Below are 21,618 nucleotides of genomic sequence, written 5' to 3'. Positions count from 1 at the left end.
CCTAATATAAGGAGGTAGACATGAAAGAAATTAGATTTTTCCACTGTGAAGAATGTGGTAATGTAGTAGCACTTTTAGTAGAAGGTGGCGGAGAATTGGTATGCTGTGGTGTACCGATGAATGAACTGAATGCAAATACCGTAGATGCAGCTGTAGAAAAGCATGTTCCAGTACTTAATAGAGATGGAAACAAATTGGAAGTAGTAGTCGGATCAACCGAACATCCAATGGAAGAAGCGCATTATATTACATTTATTGCAGCACAACAAGGAGCAAAAATACAAATTGCAAACTTAAAACCCGGAGATCCTCCAAAAGCAAAATTTGACTTAGAAGACGGACCGGTTGTTGTATTTGAATTTTGCAACTTACACGGACTTTGGAAAGCTGAAGCATAAAAAAATCATCACGATTTTCTGAGCACTTAGGTGCTCTTTTTTTGCCTATTAATCCGTCAAAAAAACAAGCACAAACGGGGTCATCGGATGTGTTAACTATGACGATTTAGACGAGAATTATAAGAACAAATGTGAAGCATAAGAAAGTATTAAAATAACTTATGAAAGTCGAATGAACCATAATTATTCTGCAGTATTATAATAATAACAAATAATATAGGTATAATTCTACGGCTGCTGAAATAGTTATATATCTTAATGGTTTAAATAGTTTCGCCATGCTTTCATGGACTGCCGAAGAGATGGATTTGTTTTTTTATATGTCTAAGCTTACTGACAAAGCTACAGAATCAATCACTTTGGGCATAAATGAATTAAAGGTTCTTGCTCGTTCTGAACAAAAGAGATACTACTAATCAAAAGTTATGATAAAACAAATTAAACACTATTTAGACTTGACTGACTTGACTCTGAAATGATTAGAAAGAATATAAAAATAAACTTAAAACGATATTATCATGTTACAATATATTAAACAGAGGATATCAATTAAAAGAGGAGGGATGTAAATGAAAAGAATACTTTTGTCAACATATGAAAAACAAAAGAGTAAAATACTTATACTTTTTTCTATTGTGTTTTTCATATCGATTGGATGGCCAAGTTTATTAACAGGTGTAGTTCTATCACTTATTTCTTTCTGGAGCGTGTTTTTTTATTTTAGTAAAAAAAAAGAAACTTGAAACAATCATATGGCTATTAATAACTGGAGTATGTTTAGCGTATTTAGTGAATATAATAAAGGCTATTTCTTAAATAGTGCTGGTATCCAATTGTATCACAAACTTGTTACTTCAGGCAGTTCGTACTGCCTGAAGTATTTTTTTGGATGCAGTCAGCTTTTTGATAATTAAGATTCTAATACCTCTTTTATCAACTGATATACCGCGAATTATTCTAGAAAGATTTATGAATGAATTTCAAAAGATTTGATAAATAGTAGAAATAATACCGGATGGAGTAATGAAATTAGGAGTTAATAAAAGGTATATTGATAATAATGAGTAAATATAAATACATAATAGTAAATATATATAACACCTAAGTGAGTAGAATAGCTGGGAAAAGTGGATATATATACGAAAAAGTCAATTAAGTCAACCCTGACCCCGGTATAAGAGTATAAAAAAGTAGTGTATCAGAATTCTCAATATTCCGACACACTACCACTTTTTATTTCTAATAATTTTCTGTAGATAAATCTAATTTACTTGCTTCTATTACTTTTTCTGTTACTACGGATGTATCTGCCAATATGTCTCCCAGGTGCTGTTTTCTAGGTGAGAACGCACAGATTACATATAGAGCTTGTAAGATTCCGTAGCTGTGAATTATCCTTCCGAAAAACTCTCTCGTTATAACCGTTCCGAGTTTCAGTCTAGGTTCTCTAAAGGAGACGACTCTTATTCCAAAGAGCATTTTTCCTATGGTTTGACCATTAGTTGCATAGGTTAAGATGGTAAAGTATAGTACTAATACCAGTAGTCTCAATAAGTTAATTGCCATGCTTGATACATAGAAGTCCTTAAATATAAGGCTCAAACTACCATCTACTAATATTCTGGAAAATGCTCCGATAATGATTGAATCGACGAGAAAGGCAAAGAATCTTATAAAAAAACCTGCAAAGAAAAAATCGGGATAATCATTGTATGATTTTTTTCCATCATTATTAGGTCTATTACTATTTTCTTTAGGTTCTTCTACAAATTCAATACTTTCAAATTCAGGTTTTTCATCTTCAAAGATGACCTTGGTTTCCTCATTGTTAAGGTCTTTTTCTTCAAAAGTGTTTTTATCGTTCACTTTTATTCACCTCCGTAGAGGTACATTAATCTAGGTGCATTATTTCCGTATTCTTTAAGAAGGGATTCCATTTGTAATAGTACAGGATCGTATTCTCCCTTTATTTTTGCTACTGATGTTTTTAAGAAGTCCATGAATGTAGGTGCCTTTAATTGTCTGTATTTAAACACTGTGGCACCGGTCAGTTCTTTTTCGGACATAAGTGCATCAAGAGCATCGTCTTTATTACCTATGGCATCTATCAAATTGTTATCAAGTGCTTGTTTGGCTGTATAAATTCTACCATCGGCAATTTTTTTGACAGTAGCTTTGTCCATGTTTCTACCTTCAGCTACTATATTTACAAATTTTTCATATGCATCATCTACGAGACCTTGGAATAGTTGTTTATCCTCTGCCGTCCATTCTCTGAAAGAAGATCCCATATCTTTGTTATCTCCGGAAGTTATGGTATTTACAGAGATACCGTATTTCTTAAACAGACCTGTGAAGTTGAAGGACTGCATAATAACTCCAATAGATCCTGTCCAGGTTTCCTCATTAGCATAGATTTTATCTGCATTTGCCGATACATAGTAACCACCACTGGCAGCCAGCTGCTGCATTGTTACATATATCGGGATTTGTTTTTCGGACTTTATTTCACTTATTTTTCTATGAATTTCCGCACTTTCAAAAACACCTCCACCCGGAGTATTAACGACGAAAAGTATACCTTTGACTGCAGGGTCTTTTTTAATTGCATCCAGTTGATTTAAGAAAAATGCGTGATCATATCCTACAGGTGACAGTGCAGAAGCTTGAGCGGATGTTATTGCGCCACTTAATTCAAGCACTGCTATCTTATTTTGACCACCGTCAGTTATCTTCTCTTCTATAAGTTTATGTTCTCTTGAAAAAGGTCCATATGGAAGCATTTTATCAAATACCTGACTCATATCCTCTGTTTCAGGTTTATATGCCGGTACGACATAGGAAATTGCCAAAATAACAATTGCCAGTGCAAAGGCAAACCATCTTTTTTTATTCACAATATCACTCCTCTACTAAATTGAAATATTCTTCTACTGATAATCCGCTGTTTTTAATCTCTTCTGCCAGAGGGACACCAACATAGGTATAGTGCCAAGGTTCATAGATATATCCCGTTACATGGATTTTATTATAGGGATATCTCAGGATAAATCCGTATTTATGAGCGTTCTCAGACAACCATCTAAAGGTAGCTGAATTCTCGAATGAAGTATATAATCCTTCACCATAAGACGATACATCGAATGCTCTACCGCTTTGGTGTTCACTATGTCCCGGTTCTGCAGAGTATTGCTTTGCATAATATCCATCCATTGCCAGATAGTTATTATGTATGGTGTTTTGATACCAATAACTCCTATAACTCGATTCAATGTATATGCCTAAACCTTGTGCCCATATTGCTTGCTGCATCTCTGTTAGAGCTTTTCTGGCATCGGGATGAACACCCGGTGCATAATCAGATGGTACATAGTATTTCTTATTGAGGATAAGCATTCCTCCTACGACCTTAAACATATTTGGATCACTTATCTTTTGGGTTCTGCTTGCATTTGTGTAAGAGAACCTTCCATCATGCCTTACTTTTAAATATCCGCCTGATTCACCATAACATTCCAGATACTGACCAACATAAGTACTTCCTGTTACTTCAGAATTACTATCTGGTTTATCGTAGAGTTCTGATGATATGGAAACAGTTCTAAATTCCTGTAGTTGATCCGAAAAATCTCCTTCTAGTACGTAATTTTCGCCCTTTATATGTGCTAGTGATTCTTCTACTACTGCTTCAGATAGAGAGGTTTCACCACCGACAATTATAATATTATTTATATTGTCCTTATTTTGTTTCAAATACTCCCTTGCACTCTGGTCAAGTTTATCAGGTGCAGATAATAGTATTGGTGCATTCATAGAACCTGCCAATACAGAACCTGCAAGTGAGTCCGGAAAGACATTACCACTTGCTAGAATTACGGTATCGGAAAAGAACTCTTCAGCGATTTTTACAGATGTGGAATACCTGTTATCTCCATATAGTTCTTTGATGCTGTCAAATTCATTTAGTGATCTGATGGTATCTTTCATGGATTTGGTTATCGAGTTTTCACCACCGACGATAAAAAGACTTTCGCTTGTCTTCTTCAAAATATTTAAGGCATTCTCTCCCATTCTTGCTTTTGGAGTCAGAACTATATTAGCATCCTTAGATATTGCAAGTGGCGCTGAAACCAGCGCATCTGGGAAATCATCGCCCGTAGTAAGTATGGCGTTTTTTTGAGGACTATAATCCCTAATAAGCTCCATAGTCTCATACCTGTCGGCACCGCCGATACGCATAATTTCATAAGACCGGTTGAGTTTTAATTCGATTTCTTTGGATACGGAGTTTACTCCTCCCAGTATTATTATCATTTGAGGTTTAAGTCTTTCGATTTCAGTGACAATCCTATCGTCCAGTTTGTCCCTATTTGTAAACAAAAGAGGGTATTTTCCTCCTGATAGAGTCGATCCGGCTAGTGCATCAGGGTAATCTTGAGCATTTGCTAAGAGTACAATATCTGAACTATCAGCTATTTTATTACTTATTTTAATAGCTGTTTCAAATCTGTCAGAACCATGTATCCGAATAACACTTTTAGTTTCATTATCGGCCATGACTCTAATCCCTATTATTTGGAAAAACATGATAAAAGCGATTAAAATTGAAATTGATTTTTTAGTTTTCATATCGGCACCATTTCCTTGTATATAATACTTAAATTATAACATATTAAATAGCAGAAAATAAATAGTTTATAATAGTATTTGTAAAATAATAAACAAATCGGAATAAAATAAGACTATATCGTTAAACTTGGCTATTTAAGGGTATAGAAAATACATAGGCATATTTAAGAGAAAGGTTTGATAAATCTTTGGATATAAGAAAACTATATAGATTAATCTACCAAGTTTAGGTACATAGAATTATATACTAGTAGAAAAAGGTGGTAGTTAAGTGAGATGAATAGGATATCCTTTCTCAAAGATGTACTCATATGTTCACTAGGAGCATATGGAGGACCGGAGGCGCATTATGGAGTATTTATGGACCAAATGGTTGCTAAAAAGAAGTACATCACTGAAGAAGAACTGATAGAATTAATAGCACTTTGCGGTTTATTACCCGGTCCCGGCAGCACTCAGACCATTGTTGCAATAGGCTATAAAATGGGAGGACCTATATTGGGTTTTCTAACAATGCTAGTTTGGGGACTTCCTGCAATAATAATAATGACCGCGCTCTCGTTTTTATCCGAGATATTTGACAGTTTTAATCTGAATCCTGCAATTTTAAGGTTTATAGCCCCAATGTCGGCAGGTTTTATTATATTAGCTGCATATAGAATAGGAAAAAAAGTAATCCACGATCCGCTTACAGTAGCACTATTTATTATGGGATTATTGATGACTTATTTTGTAAGAAGAGCATGGACTTTTCCCTTAATTTTAATAATCGGAGGGATAGTTGCAATAATCAGTTCAAAGGAAGAAAATCTCTGGTCTCGTCCAAAGCTAAGACCGAACTGGAATATCATTATAGCCTTTCTGGGATTTGCAATTTTTGGCTCACTATTATATGGAACAACGGGCTCAAAACTCTTCTATCTATTCGACAGATTCTACAGATATGGTTACTTAGTATTTGGAGGAGGGCAAGTGGTCGTTCCGATGATGTACACTGATTTGGTGGAAATCAGTAAGTATATGACCGGAGAACAGTTCTTGACCGGATATGGATTGGTTCAAGGCATACCCGGACCGATGTTCAGTTTCAGCGCATATGCATCGGCAATGTCAGCTACCGGAAATGGAGTTTTATACAAAATAATAGCCGGATTCATTGGTGGTATTGGAATATTCTTACCGGGAATACTGCTGATATACTTTGTATATCCTCTTTGGGAAGAACTCAAAGCTGTTAAATCGATTAAAATTTCGTTAAGAGGTATCAATGCAGTAGCCGGTGGTATGATAAGTTCGGCTGCACTTATAATCTTAAGAAATGCGGGTTTGAGCATTTCAAATACAATTATACTCATTTTAACAATTATTATATTGGCAACTAAGAGAATTCCTGCTCCACTGGTGGTCTTAGGAGTGATAATTGCAGGAATATTATTTTAAAGGATGATTTAAATGAAAAAATGGACAATACCATCTATTATTATACTTTCGTTGATTATATTTGGAATAAGTATCAGAGGAGGAAGAGGAATTGCCCTTGATTATATATTTATTGAGGCTGTACAAAACCTGGTAAGCGCCAAATGGAACTGGCCATACTTTATAACCACTATAGGTAATGTATCAACTTACTTTGCTATTTACCCAATAGTTTTGGCTTACTGTTATTTAAAGAAAGACTACCGCTTGCTTATTACACTCTTAATGGCTACGCTGATTTCAAATTTATTAGTTGAGGTATTCAAACATATCTTTATAAGGATTAGACCTGAGAATTTCATGAGGATTACTCAAGGGGGATTTAGCTTTCCAAGTGGACATGCATCGGTAAGTTCAGCGACCCTATGGACTCTTGCAAGAATTATGAGAGTCCAGACCAATAGGGACAAATACCTTAGATACCTAGCTATCTTTTTACCATTTCTAATAGGACTTACCAGAATAATACTGGGTGTTCACTGGCCAACTGACATTATAGCAGGGCTATTGTTGGGATATGCGGTTTCAAGCATTACTCCGGATTTAAGTAAGAGACTAAAAAATAGATTAAAGTTAAAACAATATAAAATTATATAATATCTTCTGTATAATGAGCTTCCATAACTTTTTATTATAACTTAATTGTAGTATAATTAATGTGAAACAAATTCTAAAACATTAGGGTATTCAAGGGGAGGAAGATTTTATGCAGCTTATCAACAATGGAAAAACTAAGGATGTTTACAAACTTAGCAATGGGAATTTACTACTTGAATTTAAGGACGATGTAACCGGAAAAGATGGAGTTTTTGACCCGGGTGCAAACGAAGTTGGTTTAAAAATGGAAGGTGCAGGTCAAGCCGGACTAAAACTATCCAAGTTCTTTTTTGAGACTTTCAAGAGAAGAGGACTCCCAACACATTATATAAGTGCAGATACCGAAAAGAGAACCATGGAAGTTCTTGAGGCAAAACCTTTTGGGGAAGGACTTGAGTGTATTTGCAGATATAAAGCAATTGGAAGTTTTTATAGAAGATTTGGCAAGTATGTCAAAGAAGGCCAAGACTTAGACGGATTTGTAGAAATAACCATTAAAGATGATTCTGCCGGAGACCCTCCTATAAGTAAAAGCGCATTATTGATGCTTGGAATACTTACAGAAGATGAATATAATATGATTATAAAACTTACAAAAGAAATATCCGATATTGTAAAAGAAATCCTTGCAACCAGAGGACTATCATTATACGATATCAAACTTGAATTCGGCAAAGATAAAAATGGAGATATCATGCTGATAGATGAAATCTCCGGAGGAAATATGAGAGTATATAAAGGAGAGGAGTCCGTAACCCCATTAGAGTTACCGGGATTATTACTAGACTAATTATGAAAAAACTTATTAAACAGATAGCTATTTTTTTAGTCATTATTCTCTCAATCCTATCACTTATGATAGATGTAAGTAAAATAAATGACGTAGCTATTAAGTTTGGAGTACAAATCTACAAATTATTAGCAGTTGCCCTCATGACACTTTTCATACAGATAATTGTACATGAATTAGGTCATGTTGTTTGTGGTGTAAAAAACAACTACAGTTTTTTAGGTTTTCAAGTATTTGGGATAACTATTTATAAACAAAATAATAAACTAAAGCTAAGGGTGGATGGTTTTACAGATGCCCTTGGCTTAGCTATTATGATACCTAATGAAGATGTGCAGGATGAAGATCAAATCAAATTCTTTAAATCAGGATACATAGCCAATTCTATAACATTAATACCTCTTATTATCACTTTTATCTTATTTCCTTCCCAAAGGTTTTTAATCGGTATTTCAATCATAGTGACTACAATAATAATACTTTCCAATGCCATACCCAGGGAAATCGCCGGGAATTTTAACGACGGCTATTTAGTAAAACTCTACAAATCTGAAGGTAAGGATAATGGACCGGCACTTATATATCAAAAATTACAAAATGAATTGATATCGGGAACAAGACCAGCTGATCTTGAACTTCAAGAGATCCAATATGAAGAGAATATATTTGCCATACTTATAAATTTAATGATGTATTATAAAGGTCTTGATATGAGAGACAGTTCGCTTATGAACAGTCGTATAAACCTTCTTGAGAATAGATACGATAATCTAGAAAATATACAAAAGGATTCCATTATATACGAATTAATATTCTACTACTGCTATATAATAGGAGATAAATTAAAAGCCACTAAGTTCTTTGCAGGTATTGAGAATAGATTGGAAAAAGATATGGACATAAATGCAAGACGAATACTGGCATACTATTACTACAGTGCACATCTAGACCTCGATAAAGCAAAATACTATGCAGAACAAGGACTTGAAGTAGCAGATAAATATCCAATTAGAGGAATTGGAATGATGGAAAAACAACTTCTGAACGACTTATTGGAAAAGATTAAAAAAGGCTGGTGATCACTTGGCTAAAATTAACAAGACCAATGCCATGAGAATCTTAGACGCTCAAAAAATTGAGCATAATGTGCTGGAATATAAAGCTGATGATGGTAAAATAGACGGCATATCGGTAGCTAAAAAAATCGGTAGATCGATGGAATCAGTATTTAAAACATTGGTATTAAAAGGAAACTCAGATAAAGTATATGTGGCAGTTGTACCTGTTGAAAGAGAAGTAAACCTAAAGAAACTCGCCAATGAAGTAGGAGAGAAGAGAATAGTGCCCATCCATGTCAACGAAATACTGTCAATTACAGGTTATATCAGAGGAGGATGCTCTCCTATCGGTATGAAAAAGAAATACGAGACTATAATTGACAAATCGGTAAAAAATAATGATATGGTAATTGTAAGCGGAGGAAAGATTGGGCTTCAGATAGAACTACACCATGATGACTTAATAAAATTAACTGAAGCAAGAGTGATAGACATTACATAGGAGACGGATATGAAGGACCTTATTGATATAATAAAAACGAGAAGAACCATTAGAAATTATAAAACAGAAAAAGTCGATCGGGACATACTCGAAAAATTAATGGAAGCAGCAAAGCATGCACCTACAGGAATGAATAACCAAAATAGAAGATTTACGATAATAGAAAATGCTGAAATAATAAAAAAATTTGAAAGGGAGATAGAGTCTGCTCTTAATAGGGAAGATTACTCTCTTTTTAATACGCCGGTGTTTTTAATAATCTCGGTACCAAGGGACTCTGAAAACGGATTGGCAGATACTGCAGTAGCGATTCAAAACCTCTACCTGGCAGCGACTTATTATGGACTTGGATGCTGCTGGATAAACCAGCTTAAGCACTGCTATGATACCAGAGAAATCAGAGAGCTCTTGACGCTGGTAAATATTCCGGAAGATGAAGTTGTATATGGTGCCATGACCATAGGATACCCAAAGGACTTGCCTGAATCTAAAGCACGAATTGAAAAACATTATTATATAGATTAGAATATATCTTATATTTATCAGAGCAGTACTTGCGGATAATATTAGTAGGAGGGTATGGATGAAAAAGTTATTAGCAGTTTTAATAGCAGTATCGCTTTTGTTGTCGGCTTGTGCCATAAAACCTCAAACCGAGGTGGAGCAGCCGCAAGAAAAAACGGATACTTCAGAGAATAAAGAGGATGCAAAAGTCCAAAAACAAGATGAGGAAGTAGAGCCTGTAGAAAAGGTTGAGGAGGAAATTCCATTACCTGAATCCGAATTGATACTATGGCATAGTTTCTCGGATGATTTACAAACTGAACTCGAAAGACTAGTAGAGGTCTACAATAATTCTGACAGGGGTATCAAGGTAAAGACGGTTAAGCAGGAAGCTTCCAATTTAAAAGCAGCAACTGATGCAGCACACAAAGGAGAAGTCGATTTACTCATTGCATTTCCATTTGAAATTACTAAGGAGAATACCGAATCATTTATTAATCTGGACGAATATATAAATCACGAGAAAATCGGTCTACCGGATTTCGACAAGATTTTATCCGGCAATTTGAGCAAGGAAGGCATGGAATTAGGCGGAAGATATATGATTCCGATAGTTAAGACGGGAGAACTCATATACTATAATAAGACCATTTTTGATTCCATGGGAATTCAGTCGCCGACTACTTGGGATGAATTGGCTCAGGTCTCTGAAAGGATACTGAATGAGAAAGGAATCGCCGGTTTTGCAGCAGAGTCCAGTTCTGAGCTGGCGGATTTAATTATTAGTCAGTATGGAGATGATGTATACAGAAAAGATGATTTCAGTCTTATTCAACCCAAGATAATTGAAGCTATGATTAAACTTCAGAACTCATACAATCTCGGAAGCTTTAAAGCTCCTGCAGAAGAAGGTTCGCTAATAGGTACATTTGAAAGTGGTCAACTTGCAATGTATATGACATCATCTTATTATTCCCTATTCTTGAACCCTGAAGAGATGGAATTTGAGGTGGGTTATACTCCATTACCTCAAAACCCCGAAAAACCGTTTCAACCACTTATTGGCCCATCTATTGGAATTCTAAAAAGCGATGAAAGTAGACAAAGAGCAGCTTTCGACTTTATTAAATACTTTATATCTGAACAGTCAAATATAGAATTTGTAAAAAAATACCATGGTATATCACCATTTAATTATGGAGGAAACACAGCCTATAGCGAGTATTTAAATGCAAATCCTTCCATGAAAGTACTCTCCGGTACGATGAAAGATGCCGGAAGCATACCTGCCGTAAAGGGGATTATTGAAGCCAGATCACATCTTAAGGATATAGTCAACAGAATCGCAGCAGGAGAAGCTGTAGAAGATGTATTAAATTCAGTAGGTATGGAAATAAACGGAATATTAAAAAAATAATTCAGACAGTAATACCCTGTTTGGGAATAGATTTTATCTGATGTTTTTTAAGATTTTTATTTTTGGTAGTGAAACTCTAACCGATCAGGTGATTTCAAGAATTCTTTACAGGCTCCATCTGACGAGGGAGCTGTCAGTATGCTGACTGAGGGAGAGATATGCTAAAGAAGAATTTAGAGAATTCCACTTTTAGATTTTAAACTTATCTCAAATTGACTACTACTAATCCAAACGATGAGCTATAAGAGAGAGCTGGGCTGGGTTATTGAAAGTAGGAATCCAATGGAATTCCGTTTATTTGTAGTTTTCTCTCCCTCCGAGTTTGCTTCACAAACCCACCTCCCTCGTCAGATGGAGGCGCTCAAAGACTAAAGTCTTACCGGTTACAAATCTTTTAATAACAGTAGATAAGAGGTCAAACTCAAGTATTAATATCTATATTGTCAACAGAATGAAAATAATTAATAGAATTTTAAAGACAGTCATAAGTTTATAATGACTGTCTTTTCGTTTTACAAAAACCAATAAAATAGAATGACAAGATATTAACACTATGCTCATAAAGAATAATAAAATATAGATTTAACAAATTATTAAGAAAATTTTAAATATCGCAATTTGTTGTTGTATTTATAGTGAAATAATTGTACAGTAAAGTTCAATATGCTAAAATTGTATTGAACGCAATAAATAAAAAGGGGGAGAATAATGAAACGTATAATTTCATTGTTACTTGTTTTGGTTATGGTTCTTATACCATTATCTGCATGTAAAACTGAAGAAAAACCTGCAGATAAAGTAGAAGAAACAAAGCCTGAAGAAAAAAAGGATGAAAAGGAAGAAGCCAAGGACGAAGCAAAAGATGGTGCTAAAGAAGCTGAAGGTAAAATAGCAAAAGTAGGTCTAGGTCTTGTTTCTTCATCAGGTAGAAGTAAGGAAGCAGAAGAGGGAAAAGGTGCTGTGGCTCAGGCTGATACTACTCTTGCTGCAGTTGGATTTGATGCTGAAGGTAAGATAGTGAGCGTTACTATAGACGTTGCTCAGACAAAAGTTGAATATGCTGAAGACGGAAAATTCGCTAAAGAACTAGAAACTGATGCAAAGAGTAAGAAAGAAAAAGGCGCAGAATACGGCATGAAGGATAAATCAGAAATCAAGAAGGAATGGGATGAGCAAATGGCTTCCTTCGAAGAGTGGATGATTGGAAAAACAGCAGATGAAGTTATGGGTATTAAAGTTAAAGAAAGAGACCCAGGACATAAATCAGTACCGGACATTCCGGATCTTACATCATCTGTAACTATCACTGTTGAATCTTATCAAGCGGCCGTTAAAGAAGCTTGGGATAATGCTGTAGATGCAGAAGGAGCTGTAAAAGTCGGTCTTGGCGTAGTTACAAACACACTTAGATCAAAGGAATTGGAAGAAGGCAAAGGAATGGCTTCTCAAGTCGATACAACAGCAGCAGCTGTAGCACTTGATGCGGAAGATAAAGTGGTTAAGGCAATAGTTGACGTAGTTCAAAATAAAGTTAAATTTGACGATAATGGTAAGTTTGAAGCAGAACTGGCAGCTGAAGACAAATCAAAGCTTGATCTTGGTGATGAGTATGGAATGAAAGATAAATCTGAGATTAAGAAGGAATGGCATGAGCAAATCAAATCTTTTACTGAATGGATGGAAGGCAAGACCATAGATGAAATCAATGGACTTAAAGTAAAAGAAAGAGATCCGGGACATAAAGCGGTACCGGACGATCCTGATCTTACATCATCTGTTACTATAACAGTAGAAGGCTATCAAGCGGCAGTTACAGAAGCAGCTAAACTTGCAAGATAAGTATAATTAAATAATATCAGTACTTGCGATTACTCCCTATTGGTCTATAATAGAATCAATAGGGAGTTTTTTATTTAATGATTTGTAAAAGGGTATTACACTAGTAAATACTTTAAAATTTGCCTGAAGAATTTGCAAAAGACAATTCTATTTTAATTTAAAACTAATAGAGGTTTCCGGAGGGGACGGATGAAAAAATATCTAAAGTTTTTATTCAGTAGACTACCATTTATTGTTCTATTGATAGTACTACAAATAGCCTGGATAGCTATATTTTTTTCTAAACTGACCGAACATGCGAGCTGGATTAGTAGCGTTCTTACAATTTTAAGTTTCTTTATGTTTCTCAGTGTAATAGTTGCAAGCGAGAATCCAGAATATAAAATAATCTGGATAATTACGATAGGTGTCTTTCCTCTTATAGGGGGAGTTATGTACTTACTCTGGGGAGATAAAAGACCCACCAAAAGATTAAACAAAAAGATTCACTTGGCAGAAAAATCAATACAGCCACTACTCTCGCAAGAGCTCGATATAATCGAGAACTTACCAAAAAAGATTGAAGCAAACTTCAAAGTATTTGGCAGATACGGGCAAATTTCCCATATATAAAAATACTGAAGTTGAGTATTTTAAACTCGGCGAACAGATGTATGAATCCATACTAAAAGACTTGAACGATGCAAAAGAGTTTATCTTTATGGAGTTTTTTATTATAAAGAGCAGCTTTATGTGGGATAGCATAAAGGAGATACTCGTAGCTAAAGCAAAAGAGGGGTTGGATGTCAGGCTGATGTATGACGATATGGGATGCATGGGTCATTTTCCAGTCAAAGAGAGATTGGATTTAAAGAATGCAGGAGTAAAAGTCGTCTCTTTCAACAGGATGAAGCCCATAATTTCTTCTATTATGAACAATAGAGATCATAGAAAACTGATAGTTATAGATGGGAATATCGGTTACAATGGCGGCATAAATATTGCAGACGAGTATATAAATTTAAAATCTCCTTATGGACACTGGAAAGATACCGGAGTTAGACTATATGGAGAGGCTGTATGGAACTTGAGCTCGATGTTTTTAAGTTTATGGGAAGCATATGAGAAGAGCAGTTTCGACAATAGTAAATTTAGACCGAGAACTGATATAAAGTATAGATCAGACGGTTATATTCAGCCGTTTTCCGACTCGCCATTCGATTATGAAGCTCTCAGTAATAATGTATACCTGGAGATTATTTGGCAAGCAGAGGAATATGTTTATATATTTACACCCTATCTGATAATTGATTTTGAGATGACCTCGGCACTTAAAATGGCTGCTAAAAGAGGTGTAGATGTTAGGATTGTCGTACCGGGGATCCCTGACAAAAAGACAGTTTACGAACTTACACAGTCTTATTTTGAAGAACTCATGGATGCGGGGGTAAAAATCTACAAGTACACTCCTGGATTTATACATGCAAAGAGTTATATTTCCGATGATAATGTTGCGATTGTAGGGACGATTAACATGGATTACCGAAGTCTTTACTTACATTTCGAATGTGGAACATATATGGTGAATTCAAGTGTAATTCATGATATAAAAAAAGACTATATGGAAGTCTTTGAAGTTAGCAGATTATTAAATGAAGACGATTTAAACCGAAGCGGTATTGTGAGAATTTATAGAGCAATACTGAGAGTAGCAAGTCCTTTATTCTAGAAATGAAGCCCTCGACCTCTAGGTTGAGGGCTTTAAACATACTATCTGATAATCAGTACAGATTTTTTAGTATTATGCAGAACTGCATTTGATACTGAACCCATGAATGCTCTGGAAATTTTACCAAGACCTCTTGATCCTAGAGCTATCATATCGTAGTTTTCTTCGTCAGCCACCTCGATAATGACATTGGCAACATTGCCTGTTTTTGTCTCGAGTTTTATTTGGTAAGGATAATCTTCTATTTTCTTAGCTGATTCGGAAAGCAGGTATTTGGAGTTTTGAGAAAGGGTTGGATAATAATCTGAAACAACTCCAAATTCAACTCCACGAACTTGAGGAACTTGCAGCTCAGTTACTATATTCATTAAGGTGATTTGACTTCCAAATAATCTTCCTATTTCGGCTGCGATATACATTGCTCTTTTAGAGTTATTTGAACCGTCAATAGGAACTAAGATATTTGAAAAGTCGTTCTCATGATACTCTTTAACAACCAAGACTGGCGTGTGGACGGAGTTAACTACTTTATTTGATACCGATCCCAGGAAAGTTCTCTTCAGCATCGAAAGTCCTCTTGAACCGATAACTATCATATCGTATCCATTCTCAGATTCTAAAATTATTTCGTTTGCTACATTTCCGGTCTTTATTATTGCATTGAATTCAAAAGAAGGATCCTTGTATTTGTCGATATAGTTATTTGTCAATTCATCCAATGCATTTTTGTTTTTCTCCATTACTTCAGCTATGGATACATTGACTTGACTACCTGTCATAAATGCATCCGAATCCAATACAGACAATAGGGTTATTGAGCCGCCTGATTTTTTTACCATATTAACGGCGGTCTTAATGGCCATTTCCGAGTTTTCAGAACCATCAGTTGGAACTAAGTACTTTTTCATACGAACACTCCTTTAAATATAATTATAGTTTATCCTTTTTATTGGATTTATGAACAGTTTTAACTAAACACATAGCTAGACTACTGAATTAATTGTAGCTGATAAATAATAAACTACATAGCTTATTATTACTTTACCCTAAAAAACAGGATTGAAAACATTAAGATGTTTAATAAATATAAAATAGAATAGAGTATTTGTAAAATATTGCAATTAATAGGCGTTTACGATATATTAATAGTAATAAAATTGAGGAGAGGTACTATGACTAGACTTGTTTTAAAAGGCGATTGCTATTTAAGAAACAAAATTCTGATGAACGGATTTTTAGTAATTGAAGATGGCAAGATTGTAGATATAAAGAGTGAATATACCGGTGAATTTGAAGATTTAACCGGTCATATAATTGGACCGGGTTTCTTTGATACTCATATACATGGTTATGAAGGTTATGATATCATGGATTTAAAGCCTAAAAATGTTGAACATATTTCACAAAATATTGTAAAGATGGGAGTTACGAGTTTTTTAGCGACTACTTTAACTTCAGCTAGAGAAACTCTGGAAGAGGCTCTTAGACTTGTGAAAAACCAGAAGGATAAATTAAATGGAGCAAAATTAAAGGGAGTATTTTTAGAAGGACCTTTTTTTACTGTTAAATATAAAGGCGCACAAAATGCCAACTATATGGTAGCTCCAAATACCCGGATGATAGAAGAATTACAGGAAATATCAGGAGGTTTAATCAAGAAAGTTGCGATTGCACCTGAGTATGAAAATTCTGTGGATTTTATTAAAGATATGAATAAGATGGGGATTTATGTCGCACTTGGTCATAGTGATGCCAGCTATGAAGAAGCCAGAGAGGCTGTGGAAGCAGGAGCAAATGTATTCGTTCATACCTTTAATGGGATGAGTGGACTACATCACAGAGAACCGGGTATGGTCGGTGCAGCTATGCATCTAAAAGAAGCTTATTCCGAGCTGATTTGTGACGGATATCATGTTCACCCCGTTGTAGTGGATATATTGATGGAAGCCAAGGGCAGAGAAAAAATAGCTCTGATTACCGATTGTATGATGGCAGGAGGAATGCCGGAAGGCAGTTATACATTGGGTGAATATGATGTTGATGTTAGAGACGGTCAGGCAAGACTTGAATCGGGCTCACTTGCGGGATCTGTTCTTAAATTATCCGACGGGGTAAAAAATGTCGTAAACTGGGGTGCGGCGACGATTCATGAAGCGATAATGATGGCGAGCTATGTACCTGCAAAATCACTGGGACTGGATAATGAGATAGGTGTAATAGATATTGGAAGATCGGCTGATATCGTCGTAATGGATAAATCCTTAAACCTTATTAGGACTTATGTCGATGGTCAACTAAAATATAGTAAAGTGGATTAAGCAATAATAGATCATCTAGAATTATTGTAAAAGATGAACATATCTGTTATTATCTAGATAGCATTTTACAGGAGGAAAACATGAGGAAGATACTAATAATTCTACTCTCTATGGTGCTGGTATTTACCGGTTGTAAAAAAGCATCTAATGAGAATAAAGAGAATACGGACAATAAATTAGAGAAGTATGAACATACTTTTTTCGATACCTTTGATACCATCATTAAATTTGTCTCGTATCAAAGTTCACAAGAAGAGTTTGATAAGTATAAGGATATAGTTGTTAGCGAGTTTCAAAGACTGCATAAACTCTATGACGGATATAATACTTATGACGGTATAAATAATATCAAAACCGTTAACGACAATGCCGGAAAAGGACCTATTGAAGTAGATCCGGATTTGATAAATTTAATCGAGTTTTCAAAAGAAAATTATAAGAAAACAAGCAATAAGACCAATATTGCAATGGGATCGGTTTTGAAAATTTGGCATGAATACAGAGAAAGAGGTATTGAGAAACCGGAAACTGCAAAGATTCCAAGTCTTGATGAGCTACAAGCCGTCAAGGACAATATGAATATAGATAATATTAAGGTCAATAAAAAGAACAATACAGTAGAACTTACAGATGAAAAGATGTCTGTGGATCTTGGAGCAGTTGCAAAAGGTTATGCAACCGAACTCATTTCCAAAAAATTAATGGCAGAGGGATTGAAGACGGGAATCATCAGTGCCGGCGGAAATGTCAGAACGATTGGCAAACCGGAAGACGGAGTCAGAGCGAGATGGGGAATCGGAATTCAGAATCCTGACAATGCACTTGGAAAATCTGAGGAACAGACTATAGAAGTACTCTATGTTGAAAATACCTCAGTCGTTACAAGTGGTGATTATCAAAGGTTTTACACAGTTGACGGTAAGACATATCACCATCTTATAGATCCGGAAGAATTGATGCCTATGACTTACTTCAGATCGGTTTCGGTCGTAACTGAAGATAGTGGAATTGCAGATTTTCTTTCTACAGCTGCTTATCTAATGCCTTTTGAAGAGAGTAAAAAGTTTATAGAGTCCTATAAAGGAGCTGAAGCACTCTGGATACTCAATGATAATTCCATAGTAGCTACCGAAGGATTATTAAAGTCAATGAAGAGTCAGGGAGCGACAAGTACAAATAAATAATTAGCGATTTAAGAGTCGATTTATGTCGGCTCTTTTTATTTATAGGAATTGTAAAAAAGCATTAAAAAAGGGAAGTAGTATTTTACTCCCCACGTGTATTAAATAAAAAAACCACGTATTAATGTATATAGTATGGGTATGAGAATTGCCGGTAGATAATTTACTACCTTCATTTTTTTCAGTTCCAGCATTTCTATCCCCAGTGCAACTAATAGCACTGAACCGATTTGACCGATTTGTTCAATGACGAGCGGTGTAAGTACAGGTTCGATTATATTGGAGACTAAAAAAATGCCACCTTGGTAAATAAGTAGTAAGAGTGCTGCAGGATATATGCTCTTTCCGTAAATACTTGCAAAGATTATAGCGGATGCTCCATCCAGTATAGCTTTAAAGTAAATCAGATCATACTCACCAACCAGTCCTGCCTTCATCGGACCCAGGATTGCAAGAGCCCCTGTGCATTGAATCAAGAATATGGTAATGGCGCCGCTGATGAGATTTGTTTCACCGTCTTCACTTGAAAATCTTTCTGATATGCTATCGATTTTACCACTTATATCTATAAAATTGCCGAGTATCGAACCTAAAAACAGGGCAATCATAATAAAAATCATATGATCGGAAGGGATTACCCCTTGCAGACCCATTACAATAGTTAAAACACCCATAATGGAAAAGATGGAATTTATATGTCTTTTTGAAATATGATTTCTCAAGACTATGCCAACAGTTCCACCGGCACATACGGCAAGTGCATTTATGATAATTGCAATCATATTCGGCCTCCTATACAATGCTTAACTCTATCTGATTAAATTAATAGAGTATATCTATTATATAGCAATACCTAAAAATGTCAAAAGATATTGTTAAAGGCCTCCCTATTTGTATCTCTTAAACTACGAAGTTTTTTAAATCCTAAATGTGTCAATAAGAGAATTACCACGTATACAAAGTATATTAATGCAATATATAGAAAATGCGGTATTTTAGCAAAAGTTGAGGTCATAATAGGAGACCACAATAGATATGCATAATTTGCTCCATAATTAATATCAACGAAATATGTTATAATGAAGAATACATGGACCCAAATGAGCATTCCCTTTAGTTGTTTTTTTTGCTCTTTCTTTTCAAGCAGAATTATAGTACAGAGCCAAGTCAACAGTAGATGACCCAGGAAGAAAGTAAAATTGGTTAAATGAGGAAAGCTATAAGCATCCAGGTACGGATAAGCTAATGCGATTACTCCACCCGGGAAACCGAAATAACCACCAAAAAGCAAAAGGGAGTCGGATTTTAAAAGCTTACCAAATATTATTGAAAGCATGGCTATCCTGCAACTGTACAATGGCAAAGCCTGTACCGGATCGAAACCCAGTACGAAAAAATACCAAGCATAAAGAGAAATCTGTTCAATAATAAGTGCAATGAAAAGAAACTTTGATATCGGTTTTAATAAATTTCTATTGTTTTTATAAAGATAGATGATGGCAATTATCCCGAAAACTAATGTAATTAGAGTTATAATATGTATAGGACTCATTGCTTTAAATACATAACCATCAGTCTCGGCTCTAAAAAAATGACCCATTGAAATCTCCTTTCAAATTCAAAGTAATTTTTGATTTTTTAATATAATTGATGCATACATAATATCTAAAATGAATATATTTTTATTTTATCATAAATTTTGGGCGTTAACATAAAAATTTAAATCCATTATAGTCTTAAATAATGTAAATTTTATGTAGAATTCATAAAAATATATTTTAAATTTAAAACATAAAAAAGCCAGGAGTTGATTATATGAAGTATAAAGCATATAGAAAAGAAGATTTATATTCCTATATATTCGGAGCTTTTCCGGTCATAGAATTAATAGAAGCAAAACCTGAACTAATCATCGAAGTCATTATATCCAATAAATACAATGAAATTGAAAATCTTGTGACAATTCTTGAATCAAAGGGTATAAACTATAATATAGACGATAAAACAATAAACAGGATTGCAAATAAAGGCAATATTTTTGTAGTTGGAGTATTTAAGAAAGTCGATCAAACTATAGGAGATGATAATCATATAGTGCTGCACAGTCCCTCAAATATGGGAAATCTAGGGACTATTATAAGAACCATGGTAGGATTTGGATTACATGATTTGGCGATAATCGGTAATTCATGTGATATCTATAATCCAATGGTGACAAGAGCATCTATGGGAGCTTTTTTTAAGGTCAGAATTGAGTTTTTTAATAATATTCATAAGTATTTAGAGAGGTTTAAAGACAGAAAAATACACCCCTTTATGCTTTCGTTGAAGAATCCGTTAAAACTTGTAGATGTAAATCCGGAAGGGAAGTTTTCGCTTGTATTTGGAAATGAAGGTAGTGGACTACCTGACTTTTTTGAAGATATTGGTGAGCCTATATTCATTCCTCAAACTGATGAAGTGGACTCTTTAAACCTTACTATGGCGGCGGGAATTGCGATGTTTTGGTTTATGAAAGAGAAGATAGGTTAAGGTGATGGTATGAAATTATACATTTTTGACTTGGATGGGACTCTTTTAAATACTTTAGGTGTTATTGCCGACAATTCTAATTATGCACTTAAAAAGTACGGATATGAACCGGTAGATACAGAAAAGTACACTTCTTATATAGGTAATGGGGCAAGGGTATTGATTGAAAGGGTTTCAGAATATAGAGGAGTTGCTCCTGATGCAATAGATGATATTTACAAGGCTTTTCTTTTAAGATATATAGAAAACCCTCTGGGAGATACTACCGCCTATGAAGGTATAGAAGAGATGCTTGAAAAGTTAAAGAAAAGAGGAAGTTACTTAGCAGTGCTCACGAATAAACCCGATGGAGCAGCGCAGAGTTCAATAGAGTCTTATTTCAGAAAAGGTCTTTTTGACATGGTAATAGGACAGCAGGAAAGATATAAACGCAAGCCTGATCCTCAAACGGTAGAGCTCATACTAAGCAGTTTAGGAATTCGAAAGTCGGAAGCGGTAATGATTGGGGATTCCGATGTAGATATAAAAACGGGTAAAAATGCAGGAATAAAAACTTGTGCAGTAACTTGGGGATATGTTGATAAAAACGAACTAGCGAGTTTAAACCCTGACATAATTATAGATAAGGTTTGTGAATTGGAAAAATTAATTTACGAGGAGTGATAT

General features: G+C 34.9%; 22 protein-coding genes. 16 read left to right on the top strand and 6 right to left on the bottom strand.

The window, feature by feature from the left end; all coding sequences use genetic code 11:
* The first annotated feature begins 20 nt into the window (after window positions 1–20).
* Window positions 21–398, top strand: coding sequence for a desulfoferrodoxin family protein (locus VZL98_11660; protein WVH63332.1), 378 nt, complete (start codon window positions 21–23; stop codon window positions 396–398).
* A gap of 569 nt (window positions 399–967) precedes the next feature.
* Window positions 968–1,141 carry a hypothetical protein gene (locus VZL98_11655; GenBank protein ID WVH63331.1) on the top strand — a complete coding sequence of 58 codons (174 nt, stop codon included), beginning with the start codon at window positions 968–970 and terminating at the stop codon, window positions 1,139–1,141.
* 496 nt (window positions 1,142–1,637) lie between these two features.
* Here the strand turns inward: VZL98_11655 and VZL98_11650 are convergent, their stop codons facing one another.
* Genes VZL98_11650 through VZL98_11640 form a run of 3 tightly spaced genes read right to left on the bottom strand, consistent with a single transcriptional unit; the run spans window position 1,638 to window position 5,027 of the window.
* Complete coding sequence (locus tag VZL98_11650) at window positions 1,638–2,264, bottom strand: RDD family protein (protein WVH63330.1); 627 nt, start codon at window positions 2,262–2,264, stop codon at window positions 1,638–1,640.
* A gap of 2 nt (window positions 2,265–2,266) precedes the next feature.
* The gene (gene sppA, locus VZL98_11645) at window positions 2,267–3,295 is read right to left on the bottom strand and encodes a signal peptide peptidase SppA (GenBank protein ID WVH63329.1); all 1,029 of its coding nucleotides are present in this window, start codon (window positions 3,293–3,295) and stop codon (window positions 2,267–2,269) included.
* A gap of 4 nt (window positions 3,296–3,299) precedes the next feature.
* A complete protein-coding gene (locus tag VZL98_11640) occupies window positions 3,300–5,027 on the bottom strand; it encodes a cell wall-binding repeat-containing protein (protein ID WVH63328.1) in 1,728 nt (575 codons plus the stop codon).
* A gap of 276 nt (window positions 5,028–5,303) precedes the next feature.
* Between VZL98_11640 and chrA the strand changes: the two genes are divergently transcribed.
* From chrA to cls, 10 genes are all read left to right on the top strand, one after another.
* Window positions 5,304–6,467 (top strand): chromate efflux transporter, encoded by a 1,164-nt coding sequence (gene chrA / locus VZL98_11635; GenBank protein WVH63327.1) that lies wholly within the window; start codon window positions 5,304–5,306, stop codon window positions 6,465–6,467.
* Window positions 6,468–6,479: 12 nt separating this feature from the next.
* A complete protein-coding gene (locus tag VZL98_11630; protein WVH63326.1) occupies window positions 6,480–7,103 on the top strand; it encodes a phosphatase PAP2 family protein in 624 nt (207 codons plus the stop codon).
* A gap of 109 nt (window positions 7,104–7,212) precedes the next feature.
* Window positions 7,213–7,893, top strand: a complete 681-nt coding sequence (locus VZL98_11625) for a phosphoribosylaminoimidazolesuccinocarboxamide synthase (protein ID WVH63325.1) — start codon at window positions 7,213–7,215, stop codon at window positions 7,891–7,893.
* Between the two features lie 2 nt (window positions 7,894–7,895).
* Window positions 7,896–8,972, top strand: coding sequence for a hypothetical protein (locus VZL98_11620; protein ID WVH63324.1), 1,077 nt, complete (start codon window positions 7,896–7,898; stop codon window positions 8,970–8,972).
* Window positions 8,973–8,976: 4 nt separating this feature from the next.
* Window positions 8,977–9,453, top strand: coding sequence for a Cys-tRNA(Pro) deacylase (ybaK, locus tag VZL98_11615; protein WVH63323.1), 477 nt, complete (start codon window positions 8,977–8,979; stop codon window positions 9,451–9,453).
* 9 nt (window positions 9,454–9,462) lie between these two features.
* Window positions 9,463–9,978, top strand: a complete 516-nt coding sequence (locus tag VZL98_11610) for a nitroreductase family protein (protein ID WVH63322.1) — start codon at window positions 9,463–9,465, stop codon at window positions 9,976–9,978.
* Window positions 9,979–10,036: 58 nt separating this feature from the next.
* Window positions 10,037–11,374, top strand: coding sequence for an extracellular solute-binding protein (locus VZL98_11605; protein WVH63321.1), 1,338 nt, complete (start codon window positions 10,037–10,039; stop codon window positions 11,372–11,374).
* A 708-nt stretch (window positions 11,375–12,082) separates the two neighbouring features.
* Window positions 12,083–13,213 carry a hypothetical protein gene (locus VZL98_11600; GenBank protein ID WVH63320.1) on the top strand — a complete coding sequence of 377 codons (1,131 nt, stop codon included), beginning with the start codon at window positions 12,083–12,085 and terminating at the stop codon, window positions 13,211–13,213.
* Window positions 13,214–13,402: 189 nt separating this feature from the next.
* Window positions 13,403–13,825, top strand: coding sequence for a PLD nuclease N-terminal domain-containing protein (locus VZL98_11595; GenBank protein ID WVH63319.1), 423 nt, complete (start codon window positions 13,403–13,405; stop codon window positions 13,823–13,825).
* On the top strand, window positions 13,773–14,921 hold the full coding sequence (gene cls, locus VZL98_11590; GenBank protein ID WVH63318.1) for a cardiolipin synthase: 1,149 nt from the start codon (window positions 13,773–13,775) through the stop codon (window positions 14,919–14,921). Before VZL98_11595 ends, cls begins: the two co-directional genes overlap by 53 nt.
* Before the next feature lie 41 nt (window positions 14,922–14,962).
* On the opposite strand, the gene VZL98_11585 is transcribed toward cls, so the two are convergent.
* Window positions 14,963–15,829: a universal stress protein gene (locus VZL98_11585; GenBank protein WVH63317.1), complete on the bottom strand. Its 867-nt coding sequence runs from the start codon at window positions 15,827–15,829 to the stop codon at window positions 14,963–14,965.
* A gap of 264 nt (window positions 15,830–16,093) precedes the next feature.
* Here VZL98_11585 and nagA point away from each other — a divergent pair, with 264 nt between their 5' ends.
* Window positions 16,094–17,239 (top strand): N-acetylglucosamine-6-phosphate deacetylase, encoded by a 1,146-nt coding sequence (nagA, locus tag VZL98_11580; protein WVH63316.1) that lies wholly within the window; start codon window positions 16,094–16,096, stop codon window positions 17,237–17,239.
* A gap of 80 nt (window positions 17,240–17,319) precedes the next feature.
* Window positions 17,320–18,423 carry an FAD:protein FMN transferase gene (locus VZL98_11575; GenBank protein ID WVH63315.1) on the top strand — a complete coding sequence of 368 codons (1,104 nt, stop codon included), beginning with the start codon at window positions 17,320–17,322 and terminating at the stop codon, window positions 18,421–18,423.
* Between the two features lie 98 nt (window positions 18,424–18,521).
* On the opposite strand, the gene VZL98_11570 is transcribed toward VZL98_11575, so the two are convergent.
* Window positions 18,522–19,202 (bottom strand): DUF554 domain-containing protein, encoded by a 681-nt coding sequence (locus VZL98_11570; protein WVH63314.1) that lies wholly within the window; start codon window positions 19,200–19,202, stop codon window positions 18,522–18,524.
* Window positions 19,203–19,282: 80 nt separating this feature from the next.
* Window positions 19,283–20,020, bottom strand: coding sequence for a TIGR02206 family membrane protein (locus tag VZL98_11565; GenBank protein WVH63313.1), 738 nt, complete (start codon window positions 20,018–20,020; stop codon window positions 19,283–19,285).
* Window positions 20,021–20,235: 215 nt separating this feature from the next.
* On the opposite strand from VZL98_11565, the gene VZL98_11560 reads away from it, so the two are divergent.
* Window positions 20,236–20,952, top strand: coding sequence for a TrmH family RNA methyltransferase (locus VZL98_11560; GenBank protein ID WVH63312.1), 717 nt, complete (start codon window positions 20,236–20,238; stop codon window positions 20,950–20,952).
* 9 nt (window positions 20,953–20,961) lie between these two features.
* Window positions 20,962–21,615, top strand: a complete 654-nt coding sequence (locus VZL98_11555) for an HAD-IIIA family hydrolase (GenBank protein WVH63311.1) — start codon at window positions 20,962–20,964, stop codon at window positions 21,613–21,615.
* The last annotated feature ends 3 nt before the right edge of the window (window positions 21,616–21,618 follow it).

Source organism: Peptoniphilaceae bacterium AMB_02, assembly GCA_036321625.1.
Classification (GTDB): domain Bacteria; phylum Bacillota; class Clostridia; order Tissierellales; family Peptoniphilaceae; genus Microaceticoccus; species Microaceticoccus formicicus.
This window is presented reverse-complemented; position numbering and strand designations above follow the sequence as displayed.